Origin of the sequence: Streptomyces sp. P13-3-3, assembly GCF_050571355.1 — a bacterium.
Classification (GTDB): Bacteria; Actinomycetota; Actinomycetes; order Streptomycetales; family Streptomycetaceae; genus Streptomyces; species Streptomyces althioticus.
In genome coordinates this window covers 5,399,578-5,424,806 of sequence record NZ_CP192228.1, presented here as the reverse complement: position 1 = coordinate 5,424,806, position 25,229 = coordinate 5,399,578, and the positions used below count along the sequence as shown (strand labels likewise).

Genomic DNA, 25,229 nt, shown 5'->3' with positions numbered 1-25,229 from the left:
GCGCCGCGGTGGACGCGTCCCGCGTCAGGTGCGGGAACGGCCGCCCACGCACAGCGCCCAGATGACGAACCCGGAGAAGGCGATCATCACCACGGACCAGACCGGGTAGTACGGCAGGGACAGGAAGTTCGCGATGACGACGAGCCCGGCGATCACCACGCCGGAGACGCGGGCCCACAGGGCCCCCCGGCCCAGGCCGAGGCCGACGAGCACCGCGATCGCGCCGAGCACGAGGTGGGTCCAGCCCCAGGCCGTCAGGTCGAACTTGAAGACGTAGTTCTGTGTCGTCACGAAGACGTCGTCCTCGGCGATGCCCATGATCCCGCGGAAGATGTCGAGCACCCCCACGAGCATCAGGGTGACGGCGGCGAAGACGGTCAGGCCGCCCGCCCACTCGCGCTTCGCCGACGGCGCGTGCGCCCCGTGTGTCGGATGTGTGGCTGTCATCGCTGTGCCTCGGTTCCGTGTCGTGTCCGCGCTGGGGCGGACGGTGTCCCCCGCGTCGGGGGCGGCGGGTCCCGGTCCCGTTCCGCTCAGGAGCGGTCCCCGTGACCGCTCAGGACCAGCTCCTTGGCCCTGCGGAACTCGTCGTCCGAGATGTCCCCGCGCGCCTTGATCTCGGAGAGCCGGGCCAGCTCGTCCACGCTGCCGGTCCGCCCCCCGGCGCCCTTGGCCGTCTCCCTGATGTAGCTGTCGAGCGCCTCCTGCTGGGCGCGTGCCTGGGCCAGCTCACGGCTGCCCATGTTCCTGCCGCGGGCGATCACGTAGACGAAGACGCCCAGGAACGGCAGGACGATCGTGAAGACCATCCATCCGGTCTTGGCCCAGCCGCTGAGGGAGTCGTCGCGGACGATGTCGACGATCACCCGGAAGAGCAGGATGAACCACATGATCCACAGGAAGAACACCAGCATCGTCAGCAGTGCGCTGAGCAGCGGGTAGTCGTACGCGAGATACGTCATGCCGGTCATCTCCTCCTGGCTCGCGGGCCCTGTGCGCCCGCCCGCGGCGCGCGCCGTCGCGTCGTGCCGACCTCAGCGTGCTCCGTACGGCGTCCCGGCCGCCTCACCCGGCGCGGGTGATCCGGCGGGCGGGACGCACGGGGTGGGATGGACGGAGTGGAGTCGTGTCCGTGCGCGACGGGAGGACGGCGATGGCGGTACCGGACCTGTTCGACGCGCGGGCGGAGTCCGCCTCCCCGGCCGCACGGGTCTCGTACGGCAGGCGGGCGCGCGGGCGTGCGCCCCGCTCGTCCCACGCCGGGTTCACACCGGCGCGGGGACGGCCGGACCCCGTCGACGTGCTGGAACGGCAGTCCGCGACCCGGCTGCCCGAGCTGGTGCCGGTCCGCTACGGCCGGATGCTGGAGTCGCCGTTCCGCTTCTACCGGGGCGCCGCGGCGATCATGGCCGCGGACCTCGCCCCTCTCCCGGACACCGGGCTCACCGTGCAGCTCTGCGGGGACGCGCATCTGCTGAACTTCCGGCTGCTGGCCTCGCCCGAGCGGCACCTCGTCTTCGACATCAACGACTTCGACGAGACGCACACCGGCCCCTTCGAATGGGACGTCAAGCGGCTCGCCGCCAGCTTCGCCCTCGCCGGGCGGGCCAACGGCTTCACCGCCGCGGAGCAGAGCGACACGGTGCGCGCCTGCGTCGCCGCGTACCGGCTGCGCATGCGGGAGTTCGCGGGGATGCGCGCGCTGGACGTCTGGTACGCGCAGGACGACGCGGACCGGCTGCGCGAACTGGCCGCCTCCCTGAACGCGGAGGCCCGGCGGCGTACGGACGAGGCGGCCCGCAAGGCGCGCGGCCGCACCCACCTCCAGGCGTACGCGAAGCTCACCCGGGCCACGCCCGAGGGACGGCGCATCGAGGCGGACCCGCCGCTGATCATCCCGCTGCGGGACCTGCTGGACGGCGCGTCGGCCGAGGAGAAGGGCCTGCGCGCGGTGCTGGACGGCTACGCGCGGTCGCTGGCGTCGGACCGCCGGCATCTGCTGAGCCGCTACCGCCCGGTCGACGTGGCCCGGAAGGTGGTGGGCGTCGGCAGTGTCGGCACCCGCTGCTGGATCGTGCTGCTGCTCGGCCGGGACGACGACGATCCGCTGCTGCTCCAGGCCAAGGAGGCGCAGGCGTCGGTGCTCGCGCCGTACACGGACGGCGAGGAGCCCGACAACCAGGGCCGGCGGGTCGTGGAGGGGCAGCGGCTGATCCAGACGACCAGTGACATCCTGCTCGGCTGGACCCACGCGACCGGCCTCGACGGACGGCCCCGCGACTTCTACGTACGGCAGCTGCGCGACTGGAAGGGCATCGCCCGGCCCGAGACGATGGACCCCGGCCTGCTGCGTCAGTTCGCCTGCCTGTGCGGGGCGAGCCTGGCACGGGCCCACGCGCGGTCCGGCGACCCGGTCGCCGTCGCCGCCTACCTGGGGCGCGGCGACCGCTTCGACCGGGCGCTCGCGGCGTTCGCGCGGGACTACGCCGACCGCAACGAACGCGACTTCGCGGCGCTGGGCGAGGCGGTGCGGGCCGGCCGGGTGCGGGCCGAGGGCCACTCCTGAGCGCCGGCGTCCCTCCCGGTGCTCACCGGGGGGCCTGGCGCAGCTCCAGGATCCGCAGGCCGAGGGACTGGCAGCGGGCCAGCAGCCCGTAGAGGTGCGCCTCGTCGACCACCTGCCCGAACAGCAGGGTCTGCCCGGACATCGTCACATGGTCCAGCTCCGGGAACATGCGGATCAGCGGTTCCGAGAGCTGCCCCTCGACGCGGATCTCGTAGCGCATGAGCCGCTCCCCGGATGGGTCCTTGGCCGGGCGACACGCCCGCCCCCATCCGATGGTCCGTCCCCCCGACGCCGCCGCGGCTCACCCCGGGCAGGTGAGAGGCACCCGGTGCGAGGCGCTCAGGGTTTCAGCGTTTCAGCCACAGCTTGCTCGCCAGGATCACCAGTCCCAGGACGAGGTTGACCAGCGCCGACATCACCAGCAGCCGCCCCGGTGCGCCCGCCTGCCGGGCCGCGGCCACGGACCAGCCCACCTGGCCCGTCACGGCGACGGACAGCGCCAGCCACTGACCGCCCTGCACGTCCAGGCCCAGCACGGGCCCGACGCCCACGGCCACCGCCGGAGGCACCGCGGCCTTGACGATCGTCCACTCCTCCCGGCACACCCGCCGGACGACGGCGAGGTCCGGCGGACGCTGCGCCAGCCGCGCCCCGAACAAATGGGCGTGCACATGGGCGATCCAGAACACCACGCCGGTGAGCAGGAGCAGGAGCACGAGTTCCAGCCGGGGGAAGGATCCGAAGGTCCCGGCGCCGACGATGACGGAGGCGGCGAGCATGGAGCCGTAGACGCCACCGGTGTGGTCGGCGTGCGCACGGGGGGCGGCGGAGGCCTCGTCCGCCGGCTCCGGTGGGGTGTGCGCGGGGCGCGGTGGCTTCCGCGTTGCCCCCGCCGGAGTGCGCCGCCTCACAGGAGGCCCAGTTCACGGGCCCGGCGGACCGCCTCGCTGCGGCGGCCCACCGAGAGTTTCCGGTAGGCGTTCTTCAGGTGCGTCTTCACCGTGTTCACCGAGACGTACAGGTCGGCGGCGATCTCCTCCGTGGACATCGCCAGGGCGAGTCCGCGCACCACGTCCCGTTCGCGGCCGCTCAGTTCCTCGACGGGCGGGGGCGGGCTCCCGGTGGGGCGGGGAGGGGCGGGACGGCGGTGGCGTGGGGTGCGGGCCAGGTAGGGGCGGATCCAGGGACCCGCCTCGGCGAGGGGGCGGCGCAGTCCCTCCCGGTGTGCTTCCGTCACCGCCCGCGTGACCAGGCGGCGGGCCGCGGCGCCGTCCCCGGCGCGGTCGGCGGCCCGGGCCCGTACCAGCGCGGCCCGTACGGTCACGGCGGGGCCCGCGTGCTCGTCGACGGCCGCCCGGTCGAGGAGCCGTACGGCCGCCTCGGGCCGTCCGACGGCCAGCAGCACCCGCGCCGCGCCCACCGCGCACGCGGGCTGGTCGCGGGGCACCTCGGGCAGCAGCGCCGCGGCGTCCTGCGGCCGGCCCTCGGCGAGGCCGACGGCCGCCGCGACCAGGGCCGTCTCGCCCCGGGCCCACGGCGAGACGGCGTCGGCCGGCACCCCGGGCTCGACCGCCTTCCACGCCGCGCCGGGCTCGCCGCGCGCCAGGTGCAGACGTGCGGCGACCAGGGCGCGCCCCGCCTCGAGGACGGGGTCCCGGAGCGCGGGATGCGACTCCCCCGCCGTGTCGAGCAGCGCCCGCGCCTGCCCCAGGTCCTCGCGTTCCACGGCCACCGCCGCGAGGACGAGGCGTTCCACGCCGGAGGAGGCGGGCCGGGCGATCCCGGACCGTTCCGTCTCCGCGAGGGCCGCGCGTGCCGTGCGTTCGGCGCGGCCGGGCCAGCCGTGCAGGACGTCGAGGAGGGCGAGCCGTCCCAGCGCGTCCTCACGGGGCAGGGCGGTGGCCGGGGCGCCGGGGCCGGTCACCGCCGCCCGGCTCAGCGCGGCCCGCGCCCCCGCGAAGTCGCCCGCCCACAGCCGGGCGGACCCCAGGTGGTCAAGCAGCAGGGCGAAGAACTCCGGGTGCCGGTCGAGCAGTTCGGCGGGGAGAAGGTTCCGCAGCGCCTCGGCCTCGCGCACGGCGTCCTCGGCGTGGCCGGGCGCGCCGGACAGCCGGGCGACGAGGGCGTCCAGGAGGGCGCAGCTCATCCGGACGGCCGCCGTGTCCGTCATGTCGGCCGGGCCGTCGGAGTCCCTCAGCCGCTCCCGTGCCCGCCGCAGCCGTGCCGCGCCCCCGGCCACGTCGCCTCGGGAGAGCCGGGCGGCGGCGCGGACGAGTTCCGGCGCCGGTCCGTCGCCGCCCCGCGGCCCCATGCGGGTGAACAGCGCGTCGAGGATGTCGGCGCGGGGGCCGGTGAAGAACTGGCCGAGGGCGAGGTCGTCGACCAGGGCGGTGGCGGTGAACTCCCAGTCGTCGGCGGCGGCGCCGTGTCCGAGCGCCGCCGGGAGCGCCCCGGCCGTGCGGAGGCAGACGGCGGCCCGCCGGTGCAGCTCGGGCTCCAGTCCGGGCCGACGCATCCGCAGGTGGGCGCGGAGGATCTCCGCGAACAGGGGGTGCAGCCGGTACACGCCGTGGCCGACGTGCTGGACGAAGGCGTTGCCGCGGTGCAGCCGGGCCAGCACGGCCTCCGCGTCGGCGCGTCCCGTGACCGCGTTGGCCAGCCTCGGTCCGAACCGGTCGAGGACGCTGACCCGCAACAGCAGCTCCTGCGTCCCGTCGTCCTGCCGTTTCAGCACCTCGGCCAGCAGGAAGTCGGCGACGGCGCTGCGGTCGGCCTCGAACTCCTTCAGGCAGAGCTCCGGGTCCGGGGCCTCCTCGGCCGCCAGGGCGCACAGCCGCAGCCCGGCGGCCCATCCCCTGGTCCGCTCCACGACTCCGCGCACCGCGGCCGGGGACAGCCGCAGGCCGTGCGCCTCCATCAGCCGGGCCGCCTCGACGGGTGTGAAGGCGAGCTCCGCGTCGCGGATCTCGGTCAGCTCCCCCGCGGCCCGGTAGCGGTGCAGGGGCAGCAGCGGCTCGGTGCGGGTGACGAGGACCAGCCGCAGCCCCGGCGCGGAGTGTCGCAGCAGGAAGTCGAGCTGGGCGGCGATCTCCGGGGCGGTGACCCGGTCGAACTCGTCCAGCACCAGGACCACCGGCCGGTCGAGTCCGCCGAGATGGGCGGCGAGCCGGGCCGGCAGCGCGTCGCCCACCCGGTTCGCGTCGGCCGGGGAGGCGATGTTCTCGGGCAGCGGCACGCCGCTGGTGCGCAGCGCCTGGAGGAGGTACGCCCAGAACATGCCGGCGCCCTGCCCGTCGGTGTCGGTGGTGAGCCAGGCGACGGGCAGCTCGGGGTGCCCGGCCACCCAGTCGGCGACCAGCAGCGTCTTCCCGGCGCCGGCGGAGCCGTTCACCATGGTCAGCGGGGTGCGCAGGGCGCCGTCCAGGTGCCCGGCCAGCCGCTCCCTGCGCAGGAACGTGTCCGGGGGCGCGGGCACGGCGAAGCGGGTGCGCAGGAACGGGTCGCCGTGGGGGTCGTGGGGGCCGGTCTGCGGGTCGTACGACCCCGCGTGTCGCTCGACGGCCGGGGGGCCGTCGCCCAGATGTGCGGATGTCACGGCACTCACCGCCCTTGTCGGGCCGCGCTCGCTTCCAGCATCCCAGCAGTCGGACCGGGGGGCGCGCCGAGTCCCGGGCCTCGGTTAGCGTCGCCGTATGAGCACCACGGAGTCCCTCGCCGCGGCCCTGGCGGACGGCCCGGTCGTCCTGGACGGCGGCCTGTCCAACCAGCTCGCGGCCGCCGGTCACGACCTGAGTGACGCGCTGTGGTCGGCGCGGCTCCTCGCGGACGAGCCGGAGGCGGTCACGGCGGCGCACCGGGCGTACTTCGAGGCGGGCGCGGACGTGGCGATCACGGCGAGCTACCAGGCCACGTTCGAGGGGTTCGCGCGGCGGGGCGCCGGCCGGGAGCGGGCCGCGGAGCTGCTGGCGCTGAGCGTGGAGTGTGCCCGTACGGCCGCCGAGGGCGCTGCGGGTCCTCGCCGCCCGCGGTGGGTGGCGGCGTCCGTCGGCCCGTACGGCGCGATGCTCGCGGACGGCTCCGAGTACCGGGGCCGCTACGGCCTCTCCGTGGCGGAGCTGGAGCGGTTCCACCGCCCCCGGCTGGAGGTCCTGGCGGCCGCCGCCCCGGACGTCCTGGCGCTGGAGACCATCCCCGACACGGACGAGGCGGAGGCGCTGCTGCGCGTGGTGCGCGGGCTGGGGGTGCCCGCCTGGCTGTCGTACTCGGCGGCCGGCGGCCGTACGCGGGCGGGGCAGCCGCTGGAGGACGCGTTCGCGCTCGCCGCGCGGGCGGACGAGGTGATCGCCGTCGGCGTCAACTGCTGCACGCCCGAGGACGCGGACCACGCGGTCGCCGTCGCCGCGCGGGTGACGGACAAGCCGGTCGTGGTGTACCCGAACAGCGGCGAACGGTGGGAGGCCCGGGCCCGCGCCTGGACCGGCGAGCCCACGTTCTCGGCGTCCCGGGTGACGGGCTGGCGGGACGCGGGGGCACGGCTCATCGGGGGGTGCTGCCGGGTGGGCCCGGACACGATCACGTCGATCGCGCGGACGCTGCGGGGGTCGTAGGGCGCCCGCGGGACCCTCTTGCCCCGGCGCGGCACCGTGGTACGGTGCCATGAGTGCCGTGGAGCGCCCCCGTCGGGCGCCGGGCCTCTCCTCACGCCGAACCTCTTCACTTCGGCAGTCTCTTCCCTCAGCCGTCACGTCGGCCCACGCACCGTCCACGTGCGGCTTTCCCACACGGTCGCCGGGCGACCGCAGTGAGGTTCCCACCGCCGCGAGGTACGCACACGCCCTCGCCGAAGTCCGCGGTACCCCCCTTCTTCGCTTCTTGTTCCACTTCCGCCCGTCCTCGAAAGGACCCGCCCCATGACCACCGCACTCGACCGCCCCGCCCGTCAGTCCGCCGGACGGCAGCAGCGACAGCCGTCCGTCACCGTCACCGGCGTCCTCGACGTCGACGCGACCGGGAAGGGGTACCTGCGCGGCGCCGGCCTCGTGGCCGGGTCGTCCGACCCCGTCGTCTCCGCCGCCCTGGTGCGCCGGCACGGTCTGCGCAAGGGCGACCTGGTGGAGGGCGTCCTCGGCGACCGCCGGGCGCTCACCGACGTCGCCCGCGTCGACGGACGTACGCCCGCCTCGCTCGCGGGCCGTCCGCACTTCCGTGACCTGACCCCGGTCCACCCCCACCGCCGTCTGCGCCTCGAACACCGTGCGTCCGGGCTCGCGGGCCGGGTCGTCGACCTGCTGGCGCCGGTGGGCAAGGGGCAGCGCGGACTGCTCGTCGCGCCGCCGAAGACCGGCAAGACGGTGCTCGTCCAGCAGCTCGCGGCGGCCGTCGCGGGGAATCACCCCGAGTCCCGGCTGATGGTGGTGCTGCTCGACGAGCGCCCCGAAGAGGTCACCGACATGCGGCGCTCGGTGCACGGCGAGGTGTACTCCTCGACGTTCGACCGTCCCGCCAAGCAGCACATCGCGCTCGCCGAGCTGGTCGTGGAGCGGGCCAAGCGGCTCGCGGAGGCCGGCGAGGACGTGGTGATCCTGCTGGACTCGCTGACGCGGCTGTGCCGCGCGTACAACAACGCGGCGGGCCCCGGCGGCCGTACCCTCAGCGGTGGCGTGGACGCCGGTGCGCTGACCGGCCCGAAGCGGTTCTTCGGCGCGGCACGCGAGACGGAGGAGGGCGGTTCGCTGACGATCCTCGCCTCCGCGCTGGTGGACACCGGTTCGCGGGCGGACGAGTTCTTCTTCGAGGAACTCAAGGGCACGGGCAACATGGAGCTGCGACTGCACCGCGAGTCGGCGTCACGGCGACTGTTCCCGGCGGTGGACATCACCACCTCGGGCACGCGCCGCGAGGAACTCCTCTTCTCACCGGAGGAGTTGACGGCCACCCAGGGCCTGCGCCGCGCCCTGACCTCCCGCGACTCGGCGACCGACCTGGAGACGCTGCTGACGCGCCTGCGGGAAACCCCGGACAACGCGACGTTCCTGCGTCAGGTCCGGCCCACGCTGCGCAACGGCTGACGTCCGCCCGGCAGTTACAGCTGCTCCCCCGGCTCGGGCGCGTCCGGCGGGTGCACCCCGCCTCCGTCCTTGATGTCGTCCTCGCAGGTACGCCGGTCGTGGGTCGACTGGTCGTTGGGGACCAGCAGGACCGCGGCGACCCGTTCGGGGTGGTCGACCGCGAGGTACCCGTCGCCGGTGTCGGTGGTGTCCCAGCCGAAGTCCATGTCTGCAGAGACCCTCTGACAGCCCAACACCACGCGGTCGTCGTCCACCGCGCAGGCGTCGACCGCGGGGCCGATCCCCCGCCCGGGGCCCTCGAAGCGGACGTCGAAGTGGATCTCGTCGCCTTCCTCGGGCACCTGCGGGTGGGGGTCGCGCCGCCAGCCGGTCACTTCGGCGGTGATGCCGACGGGCCGCTCGTCGGTGTCCACGATCTCCACCCGCACATCCGCCTCCCCGCGCTCCGCGGTCGAGTCGGTGCAGCTCCACAGAAGTCCGCAGCCGGACACACCGATCATGGCCAACAGCGAACCGGCTCCGGCGACTGTCCGTGCGACGACCACTCCGTGACCCCCCGTCAGGCGGAACGGGGAGTCTACGCCGCTCGGCGGCGCGGAGCGGCCCCTGCGACACTGCTCCGATGACCAACGTGCCCGCCGCCGTACTGGATTCGTTGCAGGGCCTCGCGTTCGGCGACGCCTTCGGTGACCGCTGGTTCGGCATCCTGCGTCGCCAAGGGAGGGCAGCCCTCGACGCGCGGACGCCGCCCCTGGAACCGCTGTGGCGGTGGACCGACGACACCGCCCAGGCGGTCGTCCTCGTCCGGGAGCTCGCCGAGGGCGGCGGCATCGTCGACCAGGACCGTCTGGCCCTGAGTTTCGCAGCGGCGTACGCCGAGGACACGCACCGCGGTTACGGCGCCTCGATGCATGACGTGCTGCGCCGGATCCAGGCCGGGGAGCCCTGGAACGAGGTCGTGGCCGGGCAGTTCGGCGGCCAGGGTTCCTGGGGCAACGGCGCGGCCATGCGCGCCGCCCCGTTGGGCGCCTGGCACAGCGGCGACCTGGATGAGGCCGCCGAGCAGGCCGCCCGTCAGAGCGCGGTGTCCCACCACCACCCGGAGGCGGTCACCGGCGCGGTGGCGGTCGCCCTGGCCGCGGCGCTGGCGGCCCGCAGCCGGGGCGGCCCCGCGCCGGCCCGGCCCGACTTCCTCCGGGCGGTCGCGGAACGGCTTCCCGACAGCGACGTCCGTTCGGGGGTGCGGATCGCGGCCCGGATGCCGGAGCACACGTCGGTGCGGCACGCCGCGGAGGTCCTCGGCTCCGGCTACCGGATGTCGGGGCCCGACACCGTCCCCTACGCGCTGTGGTGCGCGGCGGGGCACCTCGACGACCTGCACGAAACTATGTGGGTCACGGTCGGCGGGCGGGGCGACATCGACACCACCTGTGCCGTCGCGGGAGGCGTCGTCGCGGCCCGCACCGGCGTCGACGGCCTTCCGCCCGCGTGGCACACGGCGCGCGAACCGCTGCCGCCGCTCGACACCCGCGAGGGTGAGCACGCGTCCTCCTAGGGCCTCGGCGAGAGGATCTCCAGCGTCCCCGTCTCCGTGTCGAAGCTGCGCAACGTGGTGAGGCGGGCCGACAGCGGGGGCGGGGGGAGGAGTTCCGGGATGCGGCGGCCGGTGAAGGCGCCGGGGCGGCGGGTGCGGCCGAGGGTGACGTGAGGGCTCCAGTTGTCCGGCGCGTGCAGGGGGTTGAGGCTCTCGGGGCGGTTGTCCGAGGTCACCGCGTCCCACACCCTCCGGTGCAGGTCGGTCAGCGTGGCGTCGAGCTCCAGCGACCAGGCCAGGACGGACGTGGGCCGCTCGAAGCGGATCAGGCCCGCGAAGCGCACCGGCAGGGGCAACGCGGCTGCCGCCTCGGCCAGTTCCCACCGGATCGGGGCCGTCAGCTCGGGGCAGGCGGCCAGCGTGAGGTGCGGGCGGTTGGTCGGTGAGCGGTGCCGCGCCTGACTCGGCAGCCCGGCGTCCGCCAGCCGCCGCCAGGCCTCCTGCACCGTCGACTCCGCCGCCTCGTCCAACAACAGTTCCACTGTGCGCACCGCCAAAGCCTACGTGTGCGCCGGTGCGCCCCCTCCCGCATCGAACAGCGCGTTGCGGGTGGGTCAACGTCGGCGGTATCCGTCCCGTCCGCCCCTTCAATGGCAGGCATGGTGCGCACATCGACAACCTCCTTCGCCCTCGCCGCCGTTGGCGCGGCCGTACTCTCGCTCGCTTCCTGCTCCTTCGGTGACGGTGACGGTGCCGATGGACGTGCGGGCCGGACCGCGGGCGGGAGCGGCGCCTCCGCCTCCGCGTCCGGCACGCCCACGTCCTCCCCCTCCCCCTCGCCCTCCCCCACCGGCCCCTGCGCCGACGGCTCGTGCGAGGTCACCGTCGCCGCCGGGGACGTCGTCGAGGTTCCCGCGTCGTACGGTTTCGGGCCCATCGAGGTCACCGCGGTCGGTGGGGACGACGTCGAGATGGTCGCCCCGGTCCACGGGTCGGGATACAGCATCGCCGGATGCTCCGGTGGCGGCGGCGTCACGTCGCAGGGCGGCGGGGGTGTGCGGCTGCGGTGCGGCACGGGACCCGCCGCGACCCTCAACGACGTCATGCGCGTCACCGTCGTCGAGGTGCACGGCAGGACCGCGGTGCTCCGTATCGCGCCGGTTTCCTGAGCGGGCGCCGGGACGCGGACCTCGACGAGGCCGTCGGCGGGCGGGCCGGGGGCGCCCGCGCGGCATGCCGATGGCCTACCAATAGGAGAAATGCCCGCTTTGCCCGTGTCATGCTGTGGTTTTGTTCGATCACGGGCGTGTCGGGAGGCCGGGTGTACCCCTCGCGTGGAGGGCTGGACGGGCGGAGCAGCCGGGGCCGGCGTGCGGCTGCCCAAGGGGTGACGCCGAGGTGGACGCGTTGAACGAGCAGGACGCACGGGACGAGGGGGACCGGGAGGGCGCCGGTTCCGCCCCGGAGCCACCCCAGCCGTTCGAGCCACCCCGGGTCCCCGACCTCCGGCTCCATCTCGACAGCGAGCTGGAACGGATCGGCACCCAACTGCGGGCCCTGGCCGACGCCAAGGACCGGCTGCAGGGGCTGCTCGACGCCGTCCTCGCGATCAGCGGCGAGCTGGACCTGTCCGCCGTGCTGCGGCGGATCGTCACCACCGCGATGGACCTGGTCGGCGCCCGCTACGGCGCCCTGGGCGTGCTCCACGAGTCCGGTGAGTACCTGAAGGAGTTCATCACCGCCGGGCTGAGCGAGGAGGAGCGCGCCGCGCTCGCCGGGATCCCCTTCCCGCACGGCCGCGGTGTGCTCGGCCTGCTGATCCAGGACCCCGAGCCGCTGCGCGTCGAGAACATCCCCGGGCACCCCTCCTCCGCCGGTTTCCCGCCGGGCCATCCCCCGATGCGGACGCTCCTCGGCGTGGCCATCAGCGTCCGCGGCGAGATCTACGGCGACCTGTACCTCTCGGAGCGGTACGACGGCCGGCCGTTCGACCGGGAGGACGAGGACGTCGTCGTCTCCCTGGCCGGCGCGGCCGGCATCGCCATCGAGAACGCGCGCCTGTTCGGGCAGGTACGGGAGAGCGCCGAGCGTTTCCAGCGGCTGCTGCTGCCCGCCCTCCCCGACCTGAGCCCCTTCGAGGCGGCCACCGTGTACCGGCCGGCCACGCAGCCCAGCCGGCTCGGCGGCGACTGGTACGACGCGATGGTGCTGCCCGACGACTCGGTCGGCGTGGTCATCGGGGACGTCGGCGGCCACGACCTGGACGCGGCCGCCGCCATGGCCCGGATCCACAGCATGCTGCGCGCGCTGCTCTACGACCGCCGCACCCCGCCCAGCGAGGTCCTCGTCCAGCTGGACCGCACCCTGCAGGCCACCGCGGACATCCCGGTCACCACGGTCTGTCTGGCCCGGATCGAGCCGCACGAGACCGGCTGGGTGCTGCGCTGGAGCACCGCGGGGCACTTCCCCCCGCTGTTGATCACCCCGGATCTGGAGACGGAGTACCTGGACGCCGAGCCGGGTGTGCCGCTCGCGGTGAGCACCGGCATCGCGCGCCCCGACCACACGCACGAGCTGCCCGCGGGTTCGATCCTGCTGTTCTTCACCGACGGGCTGGTCGAGCACCACGCGCACTCCATCGACGAGGGCCTGACCGCCCTGGCGGACCTCGCCGCCACCCACGCGGAGCGTCCGCTGAAGGAGTTCGTGCGGGTGCTGGCGGAACACCACCCGAGCGACGGCCAGGACGACATGGCGCTGCTCGCGCTGCGGATCCCGGCCAGTACGCGCTGTCCGGAGCCGGGCCCACCGGGGGATCCGGCCGTCTGAGCGGCGCCGTGCGGCCTCAGGTGCGGCGGAGCGCCCCGTTGCGGCGCAGGCGCCGGATGACCGCGCGCAGCTCCGGCGACTGCGGTGTCCGCGCGGCCCGCTCGGCGCCAGGGGCGGTCCACAGGGCGAGTTCGCGGTCGCGGGGGCCGTGCACGACGTGCGGGGCGCCGTCGCCGTACACCTGGACCGGGTGGTGCGGGCCCCACGGCTCCCAGCCGGGGGTGCCGTCGGTGACGAACCGTACCCACGCCCCGTGCATGGCGTCCGCCAGCTCCTGCGGGGCGCCCTCGCCGGCGAGCTTGCGGGCGTCGGGGCTGTCCCCGCTGTCGAAGACGAAGCCCAGTTCCAGGGCGTGGCAGGCGCCCATGCCGGGGCGGTCGGAGGGCCAGGCGAACTCGTAGACGTACGAGGGTTCGGCGCGGCCGTCGGACAGCCGGTGCACGGGGTTGCGCAGCAGGTGGTCGGTGACCATCTGGCCGACGGTCTCGGCGGTGCCGGCGCCGGGGCGCAGGGCGCGGTAGCCGCGCGGGACCTCGCTGCCGCAGCGGCAGCGGGCCATCGCGCCTGCGAGGGCGACCGGGCCGAGACGGTCGATGCGTTCGGTCAGGCCGCCGGGGACCAGCCAGAGCCGGTACTCGTCGCGGGTCCAGCCGGTCATCAGGGTGACGCCGGGGGCCGCGCCGTCGGTGAGGGCGTCCAGGGGGTCGCGCGGGACGAGGTCGCCGTCGACGACGATGCCGAAGGCGGGGCCGCCGAGCAGCGGACTGCCGAGCCGGCCGACGTCGGCCTGGGCGCGCAGCAGCCGCTCGCGGCCGACGGCGGCGAAGGCCTCGGCGGTGGCGGGCACCTTGAGGCGGGCGGCCATCCGGCGGACCATGCGCCGCACCTTGTCCCGCTCCGTGGACTCGGGCGGTCCGCTCTGCAGGACGGCCCGCCGTATCAGGCCCTGGGACTGCGGTGCGGCGACCAGCGCGCCCGCGCTGATCGCTCCGGCGGACTGGCCGGCCAGGGTGACCCGGCCGGGGTCGCCGCCGAACGCGGCTATGTTCTCGTGCACCCATCGCAGCGCGGCGAGCTGGTCGCGCAGCCCGGGGTTGGCGGGGGCGTCCGGGAAGAGGCCGTAGCCCTCCACGCCGAGGCGGTAGTTCAGGGAGACGAAGACGACGCCGTCACGGGCGAAGGTGCTGCCGTCGTACACCGGGACCGCGGAGGAACCCCTGGTCAGCGCGCCGCCGTGCAGCCACACCAGGACGGGCAGCCGGACGCCCGGGGACGGGTCGGGGGTCCAGACGTTCAGGTTGAGACAGTCGTCGCCGTCGATGTCGGGGTCGGAGAGGTACGCGGCGAAGGCGGGACTGTACGGCGGTTTCGGCGCGGTGGGGCCGAACGCGCCGGCGTCCCGCACTCCGTCCCACGGCTCCGGCGGCACGGGCGGCCGGAAGCGGCGCGGCCCGAACGGGGGCGCGGCGTAGGGGATGCCGCGGAACACGGCGACCGTCTTCTCCCACCGCCCCCGCACGGCGCCGTACGCCGTCGTGACCTGGGGCATCGCCCGCTCTCCCGCTGCCGTCATACGCCCACCACCCGAACCCGTCGGTAACAACAAGAGCATCACACCGTCCCCCGCTATTCCTCCCGGGACGGCCCGCCCTCACGGCCGCATGCCGGGGTTCTTCCCGTCCCGCGGCCGTGAATCGCCGGCGGGGAGGGCCTCCCCGCCGGGCGGGAGAGGCCGGGGGCCGTTGGGCCGAACGGGGCACGCGCGGGCGGCGGGACGACCCGGTGGGGTGCGCGCGCACAGCGCCGTGGCGGGAGGTCAGCGGTCCGTGGCCCAGGTGATCCCGCCGCGCAGATGGGCGAGGAAGAGCGGGTCTTCATAGGCCTCGACGGTGTGGCCGAGCGCCGTGTAGAAGACGCGGCCCTCGCCCTGCGTACGGCACCAGGCCAGCGGGTGGTCGTCGCCCATGGCGCCGCCGTCGTACGACGACTCGTCGGCGGAGAGCAGGACGCGCACGGAGGGCCGCGGGCTGGTCCGGAAGTCGTACCACTCGTCGGTCACCTCCCAGACGGGAGGCAGGTGACGGGTCGCCGGGTGGTCGTGGTCCTCGACGAGGGCGCGGCCGGGCTGCACCGGGGGGTGGCCGGCGAAGCGGGCGCCGAGGAGCTCGCCGTAGTACGGCCAGCCGTACTCCGTGCAGGCCGCCGCGTGCACGCCGACGAAGCCGCCGCCGCCCTCGACGTAGGCCGCGAGCCGCTCGCGCCCGGCCGGGGTGAGCACGTCGCCGCTGGTGGAGAGGAACACGACCGCCGCGTACCGGTCGAGCGGCTCCTCCAGCGCCGCCGGATCCTCGCGGGCGTGGACCTCGAAACCGCCGAGGGCACGCAGGGCGGCGATGCCGGCCGGAATGGACTCGTGCCGGTAGTCGGTTGTGCGGGTGTGGACGAGGAGCGCGGGGTCGGCCATGCGCGGGAGCCTACGCGCGCGTGCGCGGCCCCCGGCCGCGGGGCCCCACGCCTACGACGGCGGTCAGCGCGCCGCACCGGGAGAAGGGGACGCCGGAGCCGATGAGCCTGCGCCAGTACGAGTACGCCCTGGCCGTCGCCGAGGAGGGCTCGGTGACCGCGGCCGCCGAACGGCTGCGCGTGGCCCAGCCGTCGGTGTCCCAGCAGATCCGCGGCCTCGAGCGGGAGCTCGGGGTGCGGCTGTTCGCCCGCACGCCGACCGGGCTGGTGCCCACCACGGTCGGCCGGGCGTTCCTGCGGGAGGCGGAGGTCGCCGTGACCGCGTCCCGCCGGGCGCGGGCTACCGCGCGGGCCGGCGCCGAGGACCTGGCGGGCGAGCTGGTGGTCGCCGTGCAGATGGGCTTCGGGACCCGCCAGTTGCCCCGCGCCCTGGGCGAACTGCGGCGCCGCTACCCCCGGTTGGAGATCACCGTCTTCGAGGAGCCCAGCGTCGCCGAGCTGGACCGGCTGTGCCGCCGGGGGGGCGCTGGACTTCGCACTGATGGCGGCCTGCGACCGCACCCCGTCCGACGCCCACCGCCTCGGCGACGAGGAGTTGGTCGTGGTGCTCGGCGAGGGGCACCCGCGACTGGCATCGGAGCGGGTCGAGCTGGCCGAACTGAAGGGTGAGCCGTGGGTGCGGTTCGACCGGGACAGCACGCTCGACGCCGTCCTGGTGGAGGTGGTCCGGGACCACGGGCTGACACCGGCCACCGCCGCCCGGGTGTCCCAGGCGGCGACGGCCGTGCGCTGGGCCGCCGAGGGGCTGGGCGTGACGCTGCTGCCCGCGTCGGCGGTGCCGCCCGGTCACGAGCACGTCGTACGCCCGGTGCGTCCGGCCCTCCACCGGCCGGTCATCGCCGTGCTCCGGCAGGACGCGGGACCGGCGGAAAGGACGCTGCTCGACCTTCTGCGGAACGAGGAATGGCCTCGGTCCGCCCCGGAAACCGTGTCCGTTTCCCGGAATTCCTGACGCGGCCGACCGCGGACCCGCCGCGCATTCAGCGCGGGAATTCTCCGCCGTCCACGACGAGATTCGTGCCGGTGACCCAGCTCGCCCGGTCGGAGACGAGGTACAGCACCGCCTGGGCGATGTCGTCCGGCCGGCCCTCGCGGCCGAGCGGCGGGGTCGCCGTGGCGCCGGTGGTGTCGCTCAGGGCGGCCCACTGCCTGCGCGTCTCCTCACCGCCGGGGGTGGCGGTGCGGCCCGGGGTCACGGTGTTGACCCGCACGCCGTCGGGCGCCAGCTCGGCGGCCAGCCCGCGGCTGTAGTTCTCCAGGGCCGCCTTGGCCGCCGTGTAGTGCAGGAACAACGGGCCGGGAACGGGCACCACGGCCGACGACACGTGCACGATCGCCCCCGCGCGCCGCTCCCGCATCCCCGGCGCGAGCAGAGCGTCCAGCCGTACCGCCGACAGGAAGTTGAGGTCCAGCGCCTCCTGCCACTGAGCGTCCGGGATGGCCAGGGCGCCTGGGTGCGGCGCGGCGCCGCCGGCGTTGTGGACGACGACGTCCACGCCGCCCAGCCCGTCCCGCACGGCCTCCGCGAGCGCCTCCGCGCCCTCGCGGGTGCGCACGTCGGCCCGCGTGAACCGGGCGCCCTGCGGCACGGTGCCGGAGGCCGAGCGAGCGGTGGTGAGGACGTCGGCGCCCGCGTCGAGGAGCCGGCGCACGACGGCCGCCCCGATACCCCGGGTGCCGCCCGTGACGAGGGCGCGCCTTCCGGTGAGTTCACGCGTTTCGGCGGCCTTTTCGTTGTGCGGTGCGAGGGACATACGGCGGTCCTTTCGTCGGCGGGAAATCCGCGGAAGTGAGGAATGGGGTGCGACGAAAAAGACCGTACGTGCGCACGGAAACGAGAATCAAAGACGAAAAGCGAGCGGAGGGTATAGGCGGCGCCTATGCCGTTCGCCTGGACCCGTGTCCGATTCGTTCAAGACGCCCCGGCGGTCCCCGCCCTACCGTCGGCCGCATGAGCACACGATTCGATGCCATCGGAACGGTCGTCTCGGACATGGCCGCCTCCGTCGCCTTCTACCGGCGGCTCGGGCCGGCGTTCCCGGAAGGGGCCGAGGCGGAGGGACATGTGGAGGCGGAACTGCCGGGCGGGATGCGGCTGTTGCTGGACACCGAGGAGATGGTCCGGTCGTTCCGCCCGGGGTGGCGGCCGCCGTCGGGAGAGGGCCGGACCTCCCTGGCCGTGCGGTGCGACAGCCCCTCGGAGGTCGACGCGCTGTTCGCGGAGCTGGTGGAGTCCGGCGTCCGTGCCGAGCTGAAGCCGTGGGACGCGGTGTGGGGGCAGCGGTACGCCGTCGTGCTCGACCCGGACGGCAACGGGGTGGACCTCTTCTCCCCGCTCCCCACGGGCGGCTGACCTCACGGCCGCGTCACGAGGCCGCGCCGGGAGGCGGCACCAGCTCCCGCAGCGCCACCCCCGTCAGGCTCCTCACCTCGCGCGACAGATGAGGCTGGTCCGCGTAGCCGGCGCGGGCCGCGGTCTCCGCGAAGGGGACGCCCGCGTGGGCCAGGGCCAGGGCGCGGCGCATGCGGAGGATGCGGGCCAGGGTCTTCGGCCCGTAGCCGAAGGCGGCGAGCGAACGGCGGTGCAACTGGCGTGCGCCCAGCCCCAGGGCGTCCGCCGTCCCCGCGACCGGGCGGCCCGCGTCGAGGGCCGCGACGAGGCGGGTCAGCAGCGGGTCGGGCGGGCCGGCCGACGCGGCCAGGCGGAGGGCGACGTCCTCGAGGCCGCGCGCCGGGTGGTGTGCGCCGTGCACACGGGCGGTCGCACGCCGCACCTCCGCCGCCGGCCACAGATCGGCCAGCTCCACCCGCCGGTCGCGCAGTTCGTGCGCGGGCACGCCCAGCAGCGTGGGCGCGGTGCCGGGGTGGAAGCGGATCCCGGACCAGGGCCCGGCGGAGCTCCCGTCGACGTAGGCGTGGGTGTCGGGGCCGGCGACCAGCAGACGGCCGTCGTGCCACAGCAGGTCCATGCAGCCGTCCGGCAGCACCCGGCCCGGCCCGTCCCCGCCGGCGGGGACGCTGGTTCACACGGCCGCGCCCGGCAGCCGTGACGCGCGCTCCCTGTACACGGGTCCAGGCTACGCGGCGGCCCGGTTCCGCCACTCCTGCGGACTGACGCCGTAGGCCCGCTTGAAGGCGGTGGAGAGGGCGAAGGCGCTGCTGTAGCCGACCTGCCGGGCGACGGCGGCGAGGGTGTCGTCGGTGTCGCGCAGCCGGTCGGCGGCGAGGGCGAGCCGCCAGCCGGTGAGGTAGGACATCGGGGGTTCGCCGACGAGCCGGGTGAAGCGGCGGGCGAGCGCGGCCCGGGAGACGCCGGCCTTCCCGGCGAGCCCGGCGACGGTCCAGGGGCGGGCCGGGTCGTCCTGGAGGAGCCGCAGCACCGGGCCGACGACCGGGTCGGACAGGGCCTCGTACCAGGCGGGCGGCTCCGCCTCGGGGCGGGCGAACCAGGCCCGCAGGGCGGCGATGACGAGAAGGTCGAGCAGCCGGTCCAGGACGACCTCCTGACCCGGGGCGTCCCGTCCGACCTCCTCCATCAGCAGTGGGGTGAGCGGGCACTCCCACACGTCGGCGCCGAGGGAGAGCACCGGCGGCAGCGCGTCGAGGAGCCGGCCGCCGATCTCGCCGCGCAGCTGGTAGGTGCCGATGAGCAGCAAGGTCCCGCCGTCGGGGCGGTCGCCCCAGGTGCGGACGCCGAGGTCCATCGAGCCGTTGAGGGGCCGTCCGTCGGGGTAGTGGCACCGGCCGCCGGGCAGGATCAGCGCCTGCGGGGCGGTGCCGGGCGCGTCGGCGCAGGTGTACGGGTCGGGGCCGCGGGCGACGGCGAGGTCGCCGGCGCGCAGCCGGACCGGTTCGCGCCGGTCGGGCAGCAGCCAGGCGTCGCCGCGTACGAGGAGCATCACCGTCAGCGGGGCGCGGTCCTCCACCCGCACGGCCCACGGCGGGTCGAAGCACGCCCGGATCATGAACGCGCCGCGGGCGCGGGGGCCCTCCAGCAGACCGGTGAGTGCGTCCATGGGGTCAGCGTAGACGCGGGCGTATGCGGGCGCGTCGCTCGACGATGGTTCCGCGCGGGCGGCGGCAGTTGACTCGGAGACATGGACAGGACGACATCTGCGAAGGTCATGACACTGGTGGTCACCGGAGCTTCCGGGCGGACCGGGAGCCGGGTGGCGCGGGCCGCGGAGGCGGCCGGGATGACGGTGCGGCCGGCGTCGCGGGCGACCGGCTTCGACTGGGCGGACCGCACGACGTGGGAGGGCGTGCTGCGCGGGGCCGACGCGGCCTATCTGGTGCACCCGGCCGACGTCGGGGCGCCGGGGACGGCGGAGGCGGTCGGCGAGCTGGCGGAGACCGCCCTGGGCGCGGGGGTGCGGCGGCTGGTGCTGCTGTCCGCGCGGGGCGAGGACCAGGCGCTGCCCGCGGAGGAGGCGCTGCGGGCGTCCGGCGCGGACTGGACGGTGGTGCGGTCGGCGTGGTTCGCGCAGAACTTCTCGGAGGGGCCGCTGGCCGAGGAGCTGCGGGGCGGGGAGCTGGTGTTCCCGGCGGGCGAGGTGGCGGAGCCGTTCGTCGACGTGCGGGACGTCGCGGAGGTGGTGGTGGCCGCGCTGGCCGGAGGGGCGCGGTACGCGGGGCGGACACTGACCGTGACCGGGCCGCGGCCGCTCACCTGGGCGGAGGCGGTGGCGGAGGTCGCGCGGGCGACGGGACGGCCGCTGACGTACCGGGCGGTGCCGGCGGACTCCTACCGGGAGACGCTGACCGGGTTCGGGGTGCCGGGCGAGGAGGCCGCGTTCCTCGTCGAGGTGTTCGCGACCCTGCTCGACGGGCGCAACGCGGGCGTGGAGGACGGGGTGCGGCAGGTGCTCGGCCGGGAGCCGCGGGACTTCTCCGACGTCGTGCGGGAGGCGGCGGCGGACGGCTCCTGGACGGAGTGAGCCACCCGCCGGAACACCTCGCGTCAGTCGCGGTGCCGGTCGTCGTGGCCCGGGCCGTCCCCGTTGCGGGGCTGGGCGGACTTGGAGTGGGTACGGAGCCGGGCCGTGACGTCCTCGGGGGGCAGGAAGCGCGACCAGCGTTCGGGGAACTCGGAGGGCATGTCGGGGTCCGCGTCCCCGGACGCGGTGGTGCGGGCGACGTACTCGGCGACCTGCGCCTGCCGCTGCCGCTCGTTGGCCTCGCGGGCCGCGGCGGTGGCGGCGGCCGGCCACACCCGGTCGATGGCCGCGTTGACGGCCGCCCCCACGAGCACGGCGAACGCGGACACGCCGATCCACAGCAGCACGGCCACGGGGGCCGCGAGGGAGCCGTAGATGGTGGGGCCCTCGACGGTGTTCGTGAGGTAGATGCGCAGCAGGAAACTGCCCAGCACCCACATGGCGAGGGCGACCAGCGCGCCCGGCACGTCCTCGATCCACGGGGACCGCACGGGCACGGAGACGTGGTAGAGCGTGGTCAGGAAGGCCACGGAGAGCAGGATGACGACCGGCCAGTACAGGATCTGCACGACCGTCGTCGACCAGGGCACGATGTCCACCACCGCGTCCGGTCCCGCGACCATCAGCGGCAGCGCGACCGAGCCGATCAGCAGGGCCACGATGAACAGCAGGAAGGCGAGCAGCCGGGTCCTGACGATGCCCCGGACGCCGTCGAGGCCGTACATGACGGTGATGGTGTCGATGAAGACGTTCACCGCGCGGGAGCCCGACCACACGGCGATCAGGAAGCCCAGCGAGATCACGTCGGGGCGGCCCCCTTTGGTGACGTCTCTCAGGATCGGCTCCGCGACCTCGGTGACGCCCCGGTCGGACAGCACCGTGCGGGAGGCGTCGAGGAGGTTGCGCTGCACGCTCTGGATGGTGTCGGCGCCGGTCCACGCGTCGACGTAGCCGAGCAGGCCGACGAGGCTGAGCAGCAGCGGGGGCACCGACAGCAGCGTGAAGAACGCCGCCTCGGCCGCCAGGCCCAGGATGCGGTACTCCATGCACGAGTTGACGGTGTCCTTGAGCAGCAGCCAGGCCGTCCTGCGTTTGGACACGTTCCGGTACAGGGCGCGGGCCCGGTGGAGGCGACCGGACGGCGCGTCTGGGGATTCACTTGCTGGCTGCACGAACCAAAGGTATCCGCCACGCCCGGCGCCACTCACCCACAGGCCCGGTCCTCGCGTGATGCGGGGCGGAGGGCGGGGTAGGTTCGCCCCATGGCAGGCACCACGCACACCGTGACCAACCAGGTTCCGCCGCTCGTCCAGTACGACGTGTTCGGCTCGGACCGGGCCCTGGTGGAGGCGGTCGAGCGGCACCTGACGCCCGAGGCCCGGGAGGACGGGCTCGCGGAGCTGTCGGCGCTGGGGCACACGTGCGGATCCGCGCAGGTGCAGGAGTGGGGGACACAGGCGAACGAGAACCCGCCGCGGCTGCGCACCCACGACCGGTACGGCCGGCGGATCGACGAGGTCGAGTTCCACCCCGCCTGGCACCGGCTGCTCGGCAAGGGCGTCTCGGCGGGGCTGACGGCGGCCTGGCGGCGGCCCGGCGGGCACGTGCGGCGGGCCGCGGCCTTCCTGATGTGGACGCAGGTGGAGGCGGGCAACTGCTGCCCGCTGTCGATGACGCACGCGGCGGTGCCCGCGCTGCGCACCGACCCCGAGCTGGCCGCTCAGTGGGAACCCCGGCTGACGTCGATGGTCTACGACCGCGCGCTGCGGCCGGCCGGGCAGAAGCCCGGCGCGCTGTTCGGAATGGGGATGACGGAGAAGCAGGGCGGCAGCGACGTCCGGGCGAACACGACGGCCGCGCGGCCGCTGACCGAGGACGGCACGTACGCGCTGACCGGGCACAAGTGGTTCTGCTCGGCGCCGATGTCGGACGCCTTCCTGGTGCTCGCGCAGGCGCCCGGCGGGCTGACGTGCTTCCTGGTGCCGCGGGTGCTGGAGGACGGCACCCGCAACGTGTTCGCGCTCCAGCGGCTCAAGGACAAGCTGGGCAACCGCTCCAACGCCTCCGCGGAGGTCGAGTTCGACGGGACGTGGGCGCGCCGGGTCGGCGAGGAGGGGTCCGGGGTGCGCACCATCATCGGGATGGTCGCGGCGACCCGGCTGGACTGCGTGCTGGGCTCGGCGGGGCTGATGCGGCAGGCCGTGGCGCAGGCGGTGCACCACTGCGCGCACCGGGAGGCGTTCGGCGGGAAGCTGATCGACAAGCCGCTGATGCGGAACGTGCTGGCCGACCTGGCTCTGGAGTCGGAGGCGGCGACGACGCTGGCGCTGCGGCTGGCGGCGGCGTACGACGACGGCGGCGAGCAGGAGCGGGCGCTGCTGCGGATCGCCGTGCCGGCGGCGAAGTACTGGGTGCCGAAGCGGTGCGCGCCGGTCGCGGTGGAGGCGTCGGAGTGCCTCGGCGGCAACGGCTACGTGGAAGAGTCGGGGATGCCCCGGCTGGTGCGGGAGTCCCCACTGAACTCGGTCTGGGAGGGCGCGGGCAACGTGCAGGCGCTCGACGTGCTGCGGGCGCTGCGCCGTGACCCGGGGACGCTGGACGCGTACCTGCGGGAGGTCGGGCAGGCGCGCGGCGCGGACCACCGGCTGGACGCGGCGATCAAGGGCGTGCTGACGGATCTGGCGGACCTGGAGGGCGTCGAGGGGCGGGCGCGGCGGCTGACGGAACGCCTGGCGCTGGTCCTGCAGGGCTCCCTGCTGGTCCGGCACGCGCCACCGGAGGTGGCGGACGCGTTCTGCGCGGCCCGCCTGTCCGGCGACGCGGGCACCGCCTTCGGCACACTCCCCCACACCCTGAACCTGGCATCCATCGTGGAACGCGCCCACCCGCAACCCTGAGACCCGGCTCGGGGAACACACCCCAGGGGCGCGGGGAACTGCGCGACCAACCCCAACGCACCCGCACCCGCCGACGCACACCAAGCCCCACCCGGGTCAGCCAGGGGCGCGGGGAACTGCGCGACCAACCCCCACGCACCCGCACCCGCCGACGCACATCAAGCCGCACCCGGGACGGCACACCGCCCAGCCGTCACACCCCAGGGGCGCGGGGAACCGCGCGACCAACCCCAACGCACCGGCACCCGCCGACGCACACCAAGAGGCACCGCACGTCAGCGCCCGCCGAAAGCCGCCGGCAGGCATGCCGCGGGGGTGGTGCTGCGCCGACACGGCACCACCCCCGCCGCCACGGACTCCCGAAGAGCCGTGCACGCCGCTCGGGACGGCGTCGCTCAAGTTTCAAGCGGTGAACGCTCGTGTCACCAGAGTTGCAGGGGGTTGCAACTTGCTGTCTCCGTGCCGGTACTGAGCGTCCTCATCCGGGGCAGACGGCAGTATTGGGGTCCGACAGGTTTTCTTCCGGGAGGTCCGGTGGCGCTCTCGCCGATGGACGTGTCGCATCTGGCCGCCGTCGACACCGTGCGCGCGGCGCGTGTGCTCGACGAGGTCCGTTCCGCCGCGCTGTCGGGGCGTCCCGCGCCGCTCCCTCCCCGCCCGGTGATCGGGCAGTCCTGGGAGCGGGTCCTGCGCAGCGGGGTGGACCCCGACCACGGCCGGCGCAGCGGGCTGCTGTCGATGGACGAGGTGCGGCGGCGTCGGGAGGCCTCGCCGCTGCGGCACGTGCTGCCGGTGCTGCGCGAGGGGCTGTTGTCGGTCGCGGACGTCGCCCGCCACATCATGGTGGTGGCCGACGACGAGGGCCGGGTGCTGTGGCGGGAGGGCAGCGCGCCGGTGCTGCGGAAGGCGGACGGGCTCGGCTTCGAGATCGGCGCGGACTGGCGTGAGGACGTCGTCGGGACCAACGGGGTGGGCACGCCCGCGGTGACCGGGCGCCCCGTGCAGGTCTTCGCCTCCGAGCACTTCGTACGGTCGCACGCCACCTGGACCTGCGCGGGCGCGCCCCTGACCGATCCGCGGGACGGGCGGCTGATCGGCGTGGTCGACGTGAGCGGTCCGCTGGAGTCCATGCACCCGGCGACGCTGGCGTGGGTGGACTCGGTGGCGAAACTGGCCGAGGCGCGGCTGCGGGAGATGCACGTGCGGTCGCTGGAGCGGCTGCGGGCGGTGGCCGCGCCGGTGCTGTCCCGGATCGACGGGCGGGCGCTGGTGGTGGACCGGCACGGGTGGACGGCGGCGGTGACCGGGATGCCGTACGTGGAGCGGCTGGCGCTGCCCAAGTCGGTGTCCGCGGGCGAGCGGTGGCTGCCGGCGCTGGGGCGGTGCTCGCTGGAGCCGCTCGCCGGGGGGTGGCTGGTGCGGGCGGCGGACGAGCCGTCGCCGCGTCCCGCCGCGCGGATCGTGCTGGACCTGGGCGGGCCGCGCCGGTCGGTGCGGGTGTCCGACGGGGCCGGCGCGTGGTCGCGTGAACTGAGTCCCCGGCACGCCGAGTTGCTGTATCTGCTGGCCGTGCACCGGGCGGGCCGCAGCGCCGCCGACCTGGCCCGTGACGTGTTCGGCGACCCGGCCCGCACGGTGACGGTCCGCGCGGAGATGTCCCGCGTACGGCGCTATCTGGGGGCGCTCCTCGAGCACCGGCCGTACCGCTTCACGGAGTCCGCCGAGGTGGAGGTGGTGCTGCCGGACGGTCCCGGGGCCCTCTTCCCGCGTACGGCGTCCTCCCCGGGGCTGGTGCGCGGCCCGCGCTGAGGATCTGGCCGGAAACCGCCGCGCCGACTGGGTACATCTGTACGTGGGCACGTGCCCTCGGGCGGC

22 protein-coding genes and 2 pseudogenes are annotated in these 25,229 nt (G+C 75.1%); 11 read left to right on the top strand and 13 right to left on the bottom strand.

All coding sequences use genetic code 11. The annotated features are described in order from the left end of the window. Positions 1–24: 24 nt before the first annotated feature. Positions 25–447 (bottom strand): DUF7144 family membrane protein, encoded by a 423-nt coding sequence (locus ACQZOG_RS24410; protein ID WP_033273935.1) that lies wholly within the window; start codon positions 445–447, stop codon positions 25–27. Positions 448–533: 86 nt separating this feature from the next. Continuing rightward, on the bottom strand, positions 534–971 hold the full coding sequence (locus tag ACQZOG_RS24405; protein ID WP_033273936.1) for an SHOCT domain-containing protein: 438 nt from the start codon (positions 969–971) through the stop codon (positions 534–536). Positions 972–1,153: 182 nt separating this feature from the next. Here ACQZOG_RS24405 and ACQZOG_RS24400 point away from each other — a divergent pair, with 182 nt between their 5' ends. Continuing rightward, the gene (locus ACQZOG_RS24400; RefSeq protein WP_430741803.1) at positions 1,154–2,566 is read left to right on the top strand and encodes a DUF2252 domain-containing protein; all 1,413 of its coding nucleotides are present in this window, start codon (positions 1,154–1,156) and stop codon (positions 2,564–2,566) included. 22 nt (positions 2,567–2,588) lie between these two features. Here ACQZOG_RS24400 and ACQZOG_RS24395 read toward each other — a convergent pair whose 3' ends face one another. The 3 genes from ACQZOG_RS24395 to ACQZOG_RS24385 form a co-directional block, all read right to left on the bottom strand. Continuing rightward, positions 2,589–2,786 carry a hypothetical protein gene (locus ACQZOG_RS24395; RefSeq protein ID WP_033273938.1) on the bottom strand — a complete coding sequence of 66 codons (198 nt, stop codon included), beginning with the start codon at positions 2,784–2,786 and terminating at the stop codon, positions 2,589–2,591. Between the two features lie 127 nt (positions 2,787–2,913). Further along, on the bottom strand, positions 2,914–3,345 hold the full coding sequence (locus ACQZOG_RS24390; protein WP_230229388.1) for a hypothetical protein: 432 nt from the start codon (positions 3,343–3,345) through the stop codon (positions 2,914–2,916). Positions 3,346–3,473: 128 nt separating this feature from the next. Continuing rightward, the gene (locus ACQZOG_RS24385; protein ID WP_430741802.1) at positions 3,474–6,161 is read right to left on the bottom strand and encodes a LuxR C-terminal-related transcriptional regulator; all 2,688 of its coding nucleotides are present in this window, start codon (positions 6,159–6,161) and stop codon (positions 3,474–3,476) included. A 97-nt stretch (positions 6,162–6,258) separates the two neighbouring features. Here ACQZOG_RS24385 and mmuM point away from each other — a divergent pair, with 97 nt between their 5' ends. Together mmuM and rho are read left to right on the top strand one after the other, a co-directional pair. Then, positions 6,259–7,173, top strand: coding sequence for a homocysteine S-methyltransferase (mmuM, locus tag ACQZOG_RS24380; protein ID WP_033273940.1), 915 nt, complete (start codon positions 6,259–6,261; stop codon positions 7,171–7,173). A 303-nt stretch (positions 7,174–7,476) separates the two neighbouring features. After that, on the top strand, positions 7,477–8,634 hold the full coding sequence (gene rho / locus ACQZOG_RS24375) for a transcription termination factor Rho (protein ID WP_033273941.1): 1,158 nt from the start codon (positions 7,477–7,479) through the stop codon (positions 8,632–8,634). Positions 8,635–8,648: 14 nt separating this feature from the next. Here the strand turns inward: rho and ACQZOG_RS24370 are convergent, their stop codons facing one another. Further along, on the bottom strand, positions 8,649–9,134 hold the full coding sequence (locus tag ACQZOG_RS24370) for a hypothetical protein (protein WP_033273942.1): 486 nt from the start codon (positions 9,132–9,134) through the stop codon (positions 8,649–8,651). A gap of 122 nt (positions 9,135–9,256) precedes the next feature. Between ACQZOG_RS24370 and ACQZOG_RS24365 the strand changes: the two genes are divergently transcribed. Beyond that, positions 9,257–10,189, top strand: coding sequence for an ADP-ribosylglycohydrolase family protein (locus ACQZOG_RS24365; protein ID WP_387757972.1), 933 nt, complete (start codon positions 9,257–9,259; stop codon positions 10,187–10,189). Here ACQZOG_RS24365 and ACQZOG_RS24360 read toward each other — a convergent pair. Then, the gene (locus ACQZOG_RS24360; RefSeq protein ID WP_430741801.1) at positions 10,186–10,719 is read right to left on the bottom strand and encodes a 2'-5' RNA ligase family protein; all 534 of its coding nucleotides are present in this window, start codon (positions 10,717–10,719) and stop codon (positions 10,186–10,188) included. The genes ACQZOG_RS24365 and ACQZOG_RS24360 overlap by 4 nt on opposite strands. A gap of 108 nt (positions 10,720–10,827) precedes the next feature. Here ACQZOG_RS24360 and ACQZOG_RS24355 point away from each other — a divergent pair, with 108 nt between their 5' ends. Next, the gene (locus tag ACQZOG_RS24355; RefSeq protein WP_359518022.1) at positions 10,828–11,337 is read left to right on the top strand and encodes a hypothetical protein; all 510 of its coding nucleotides are present in this window, start codon (positions 10,828–10,830) and stop codon (positions 11,335–11,337) included. A gap of 238 nt (positions 11,338–11,575) precedes the next feature. Beyond that, complete coding sequence (locus tag ACQZOG_RS24350; protein WP_391605037.1) at positions 11,576–12,997, top strand: PP2C family protein-serine/threonine phosphatase; 1,422 nt, start codon at positions 11,576–11,578, stop codon at positions 12,995–12,997. A gap of 16 nt (positions 12,998–13,013) precedes the next feature. Here ACQZOG_RS24350 and ACQZOG_RS24345 read toward each other — a convergent pair whose 3' ends face one another. After that, positions 13,014–14,570, bottom strand: a complete 1,557-nt coding sequence (locus tag ACQZOG_RS24345; protein WP_430741800.1) for a carboxylesterase/lipase family protein — start codon at positions 14,568–14,570, stop codon at positions 13,014–13,016. A 243-nt stretch (positions 14,571–14,813) separates the two neighbouring features. Beyond that, positions 14,814–15,461, bottom strand: coding sequence for a ThuA domain-containing protein (locus tag ACQZOG_RS24340; RefSeq protein ID WP_037642354.1), 648 nt, complete (start codon positions 15,459–15,461; stop codon positions 14,814–14,816). Between the two features lie 101 nt (positions 15,462–15,562). Between ACQZOG_RS24340 and ACQZOG_RS24335 the strand changes: the two are divergent. Continuing rightward, positions 15,563–16,472, top strand: a pseudogene (locus tag ACQZOG_RS24335) (LysR family transcriptional regulator). 28 nt (positions 16,473–16,500) lie between these two features. Here ACQZOG_RS24335 and ACQZOG_RS24330 read toward each other — a convergent pair. Continuing rightward, positions 16,501–17,274 (bottom strand): SDR family oxidoreductase, encoded by a 774-nt coding sequence (locus ACQZOG_RS24330; RefSeq protein WP_058917209.1) that lies wholly within the window; start codon positions 17,272–17,274, stop codon positions 16,501–16,503. A 197-nt stretch (positions 17,275–17,471) separates the two neighbouring features. Between ACQZOG_RS24330 and ACQZOG_RS24325 the strand changes: the two genes are divergently transcribed. Beyond that, positions 17,472–17,873, top strand: a complete 402-nt coding sequence (locus tag ACQZOG_RS24325) for a VOC family protein (protein ID WP_058917208.1) — start codon at positions 17,472–17,474, stop codon at positions 17,871–17,873. 13 nt (positions 17,874–17,886) lie between these two features. Here the strand turns inward: ACQZOG_RS24325 and ACQZOG_RS24320 are convergent. After that, positions 17,887–18,588, bottom strand: a pseudogene (locus ACQZOG_RS24320) (helix-turn-helix domain-containing protein). 9 nt (positions 18,589–18,597) lie between these two features. Further along, positions 18,598–19,536 (bottom strand): AraC family transcriptional regulator, encoded by a 939-nt coding sequence (locus tag ACQZOG_RS24315; protein ID WP_382001514.1) that lies wholly within the window; start codon positions 19,534–19,536, stop codon positions 18,598–18,600. An 81-nt stretch (positions 19,537–19,617) separates the two neighbouring features. Here ACQZOG_RS24315 and ACQZOG_RS24310 point away from each other — a divergent pair, with 81 nt between their 5' ends. Further along, positions 19,618–20,457: an NAD(P)H-binding protein gene (locus ACQZOG_RS24310; protein ID WP_430741799.1), complete on the top strand. Its 840-nt coding sequence runs from the start codon at positions 19,618–19,620 to the stop codon at positions 20,455–20,457. Between the two features lie 23 nt (positions 20,458–20,480). On the opposite strand, the gene ACQZOG_RS24305 is transcribed toward ACQZOG_RS24310, so the two are convergent. Beyond that, a complete protein-coding gene (locus tag ACQZOG_RS24305) occupies positions 20,481–21,629 on the bottom strand; it encodes a YihY/virulence factor BrkB family protein (RefSeq protein ID WP_051747711.1) in 1,149 nt (382 codons plus the stop codon). A 90-nt stretch (positions 21,630–21,719) separates the two neighbouring features. On the opposite strand from ACQZOG_RS24305, the gene ACQZOG_RS24300 reads away from it, so the two are divergent. Together ACQZOG_RS24300 and ACQZOG_RS24295 are read left to right on the top strand one after the other, a co-directional pair. Then, entirely contained in the window at positions 21,720–23,354 is a 1,635-nt protein-coding gene (locus tag ACQZOG_RS24300; protein WP_406715797.1) for an acyl-CoA dehydrogenase family protein, read from the top strand. A gap of 534 nt (positions 23,355–23,888) precedes the next feature. After that, positions 23,889–25,163, top strand: a complete 1,275-nt coding sequence (locus tag ACQZOG_RS24295) for a GAF domain-containing protein (protein WP_203549887.1) — start codon at positions 23,889–23,891, stop codon at positions 25,161–25,163. The last annotated feature ends 66 nt before the right edge of the window (positions 25,164–25,229 follow it).

Excerpts from the sequence above, each read along its gene's own strand:
- ACQZOG_RS24405 (WP_033273936.1), bottom strand. The coding sequence starts at position 971 with ATGACCGGCATGACGTATCTCGCGTACGACTACCCGCTGCTCAGCGCA.
- ACQZOG_RS24365 (WP_387757972.1), top strand. The coding sequence starts at position 9,257 with ATGACCAACGTGCCCGCCGCCGTACTGGATTCGTTGCAGGGCCTCGCG.
- ACQZOG_RS24300 (WP_406715797.1), top strand. The coding sequence starts at position 21,720 with ATGGCAGGCACCACGCACACCGTGACCAACCAGGTTCCGCCGCTCGTC.
- ACQZOG_RS24390 (WP_230229388.1), bottom strand. The coding sequence starts at position 3,345 with ATGCTCGCCGCCTCCGTCATCGTCGGCGCCGGGACCTTCGGATCCTTC.
- ACQZOG_RS24370 (WP_033273942.1), bottom strand. The coding sequence starts at position 9,134 with ATGATCGGTGTGTCCGGCTGCGGACTTCTGTGGAGCTGCACCGACTCG.
- ACQZOG_RS24340 (WP_037642354.1), bottom strand. The coding sequence starts at position 15,461 with ATGGCCGACCCCGCGCTCCTCGTCCACACCCGCACAACCGACTACCGG.
- ACQZOG_RS24330 (WP_058917209.1), bottom strand. The coding sequence starts at position 17,274 with ATGTCCCTCGCACCGCACAACGAAAAGGCCGCCGAAACGCGTGAACTC.
- ACQZOG_RS24400 (WP_430741803.1), top strand. The coding sequence starts at position 1,154 with ATGGCGGTACCGGACCTGTTCGACGCGCGGGCGGAGTCCGCCTCCCCG.
- ACQZOG_RS24410 (WP_033273935.1), bottom strand. The coding sequence starts at position 447 with ATGACAGCCACACATCCGACACACGGGGCGCACGCGCCGTCGGCGAAG.
- ACQZOG_RS24345 (WP_430741800.1), bottom strand. The coding sequence starts at position 14,570 with ATGACGGCAGCGGGAGAGCGGGCGATGCCCCAGGTCACGACGGCGTAC.
- ACQZOG_RS24325 (WP_058917208.1), top strand. The coding sequence starts at position 17,472 with ATGAGCACACGATTCGATGCCATCGGAACGGTCGTCTCGGACATGGCC.
- rho (WP_033273941.1), top strand. The coding sequence starts at position 7,477 with ATGACCACCGCACTCGACCGCCCCGCCCGTCAGTCCGCCGGACGGCAG.
- ACQZOG_RS24355 (WP_359518022.1), top strand. The coding sequence starts at position 10,828 with ATGGTGCGCACATCGACAACCTCCTTCGCCCTCGCCGCCGTTGGCGCG.
- ACQZOG_RS24395 (WP_033273938.1), bottom strand. The coding sequence starts at position 2,786 with ATGCGCTACGAGATCCGCGTCGAGGGGCAGCTCTCGGAACCGCTGATC.
- ACQZOG_RS24315 (WP_382001514.1), bottom strand. The coding sequence starts at position 19,536 with ATGGACGCACTCACCGGTCTGCTGGAGGGCCCCCGCGCCCGCGGCGCG.
- ACQZOG_RS24310 (WP_430741799.1), top strand. The coding sequence starts at position 19,618 with ATGGACAGGACGACATCTGCGAAGGTCATGACACTGGTGGTCACCGGA.
- mmuM (WP_033273940.1), top strand. The coding sequence starts at position 6,259 with ATGAGCACCACGGAGTCCCTCGCCGCGGCCCTGGCGGACGGCCCGGTC.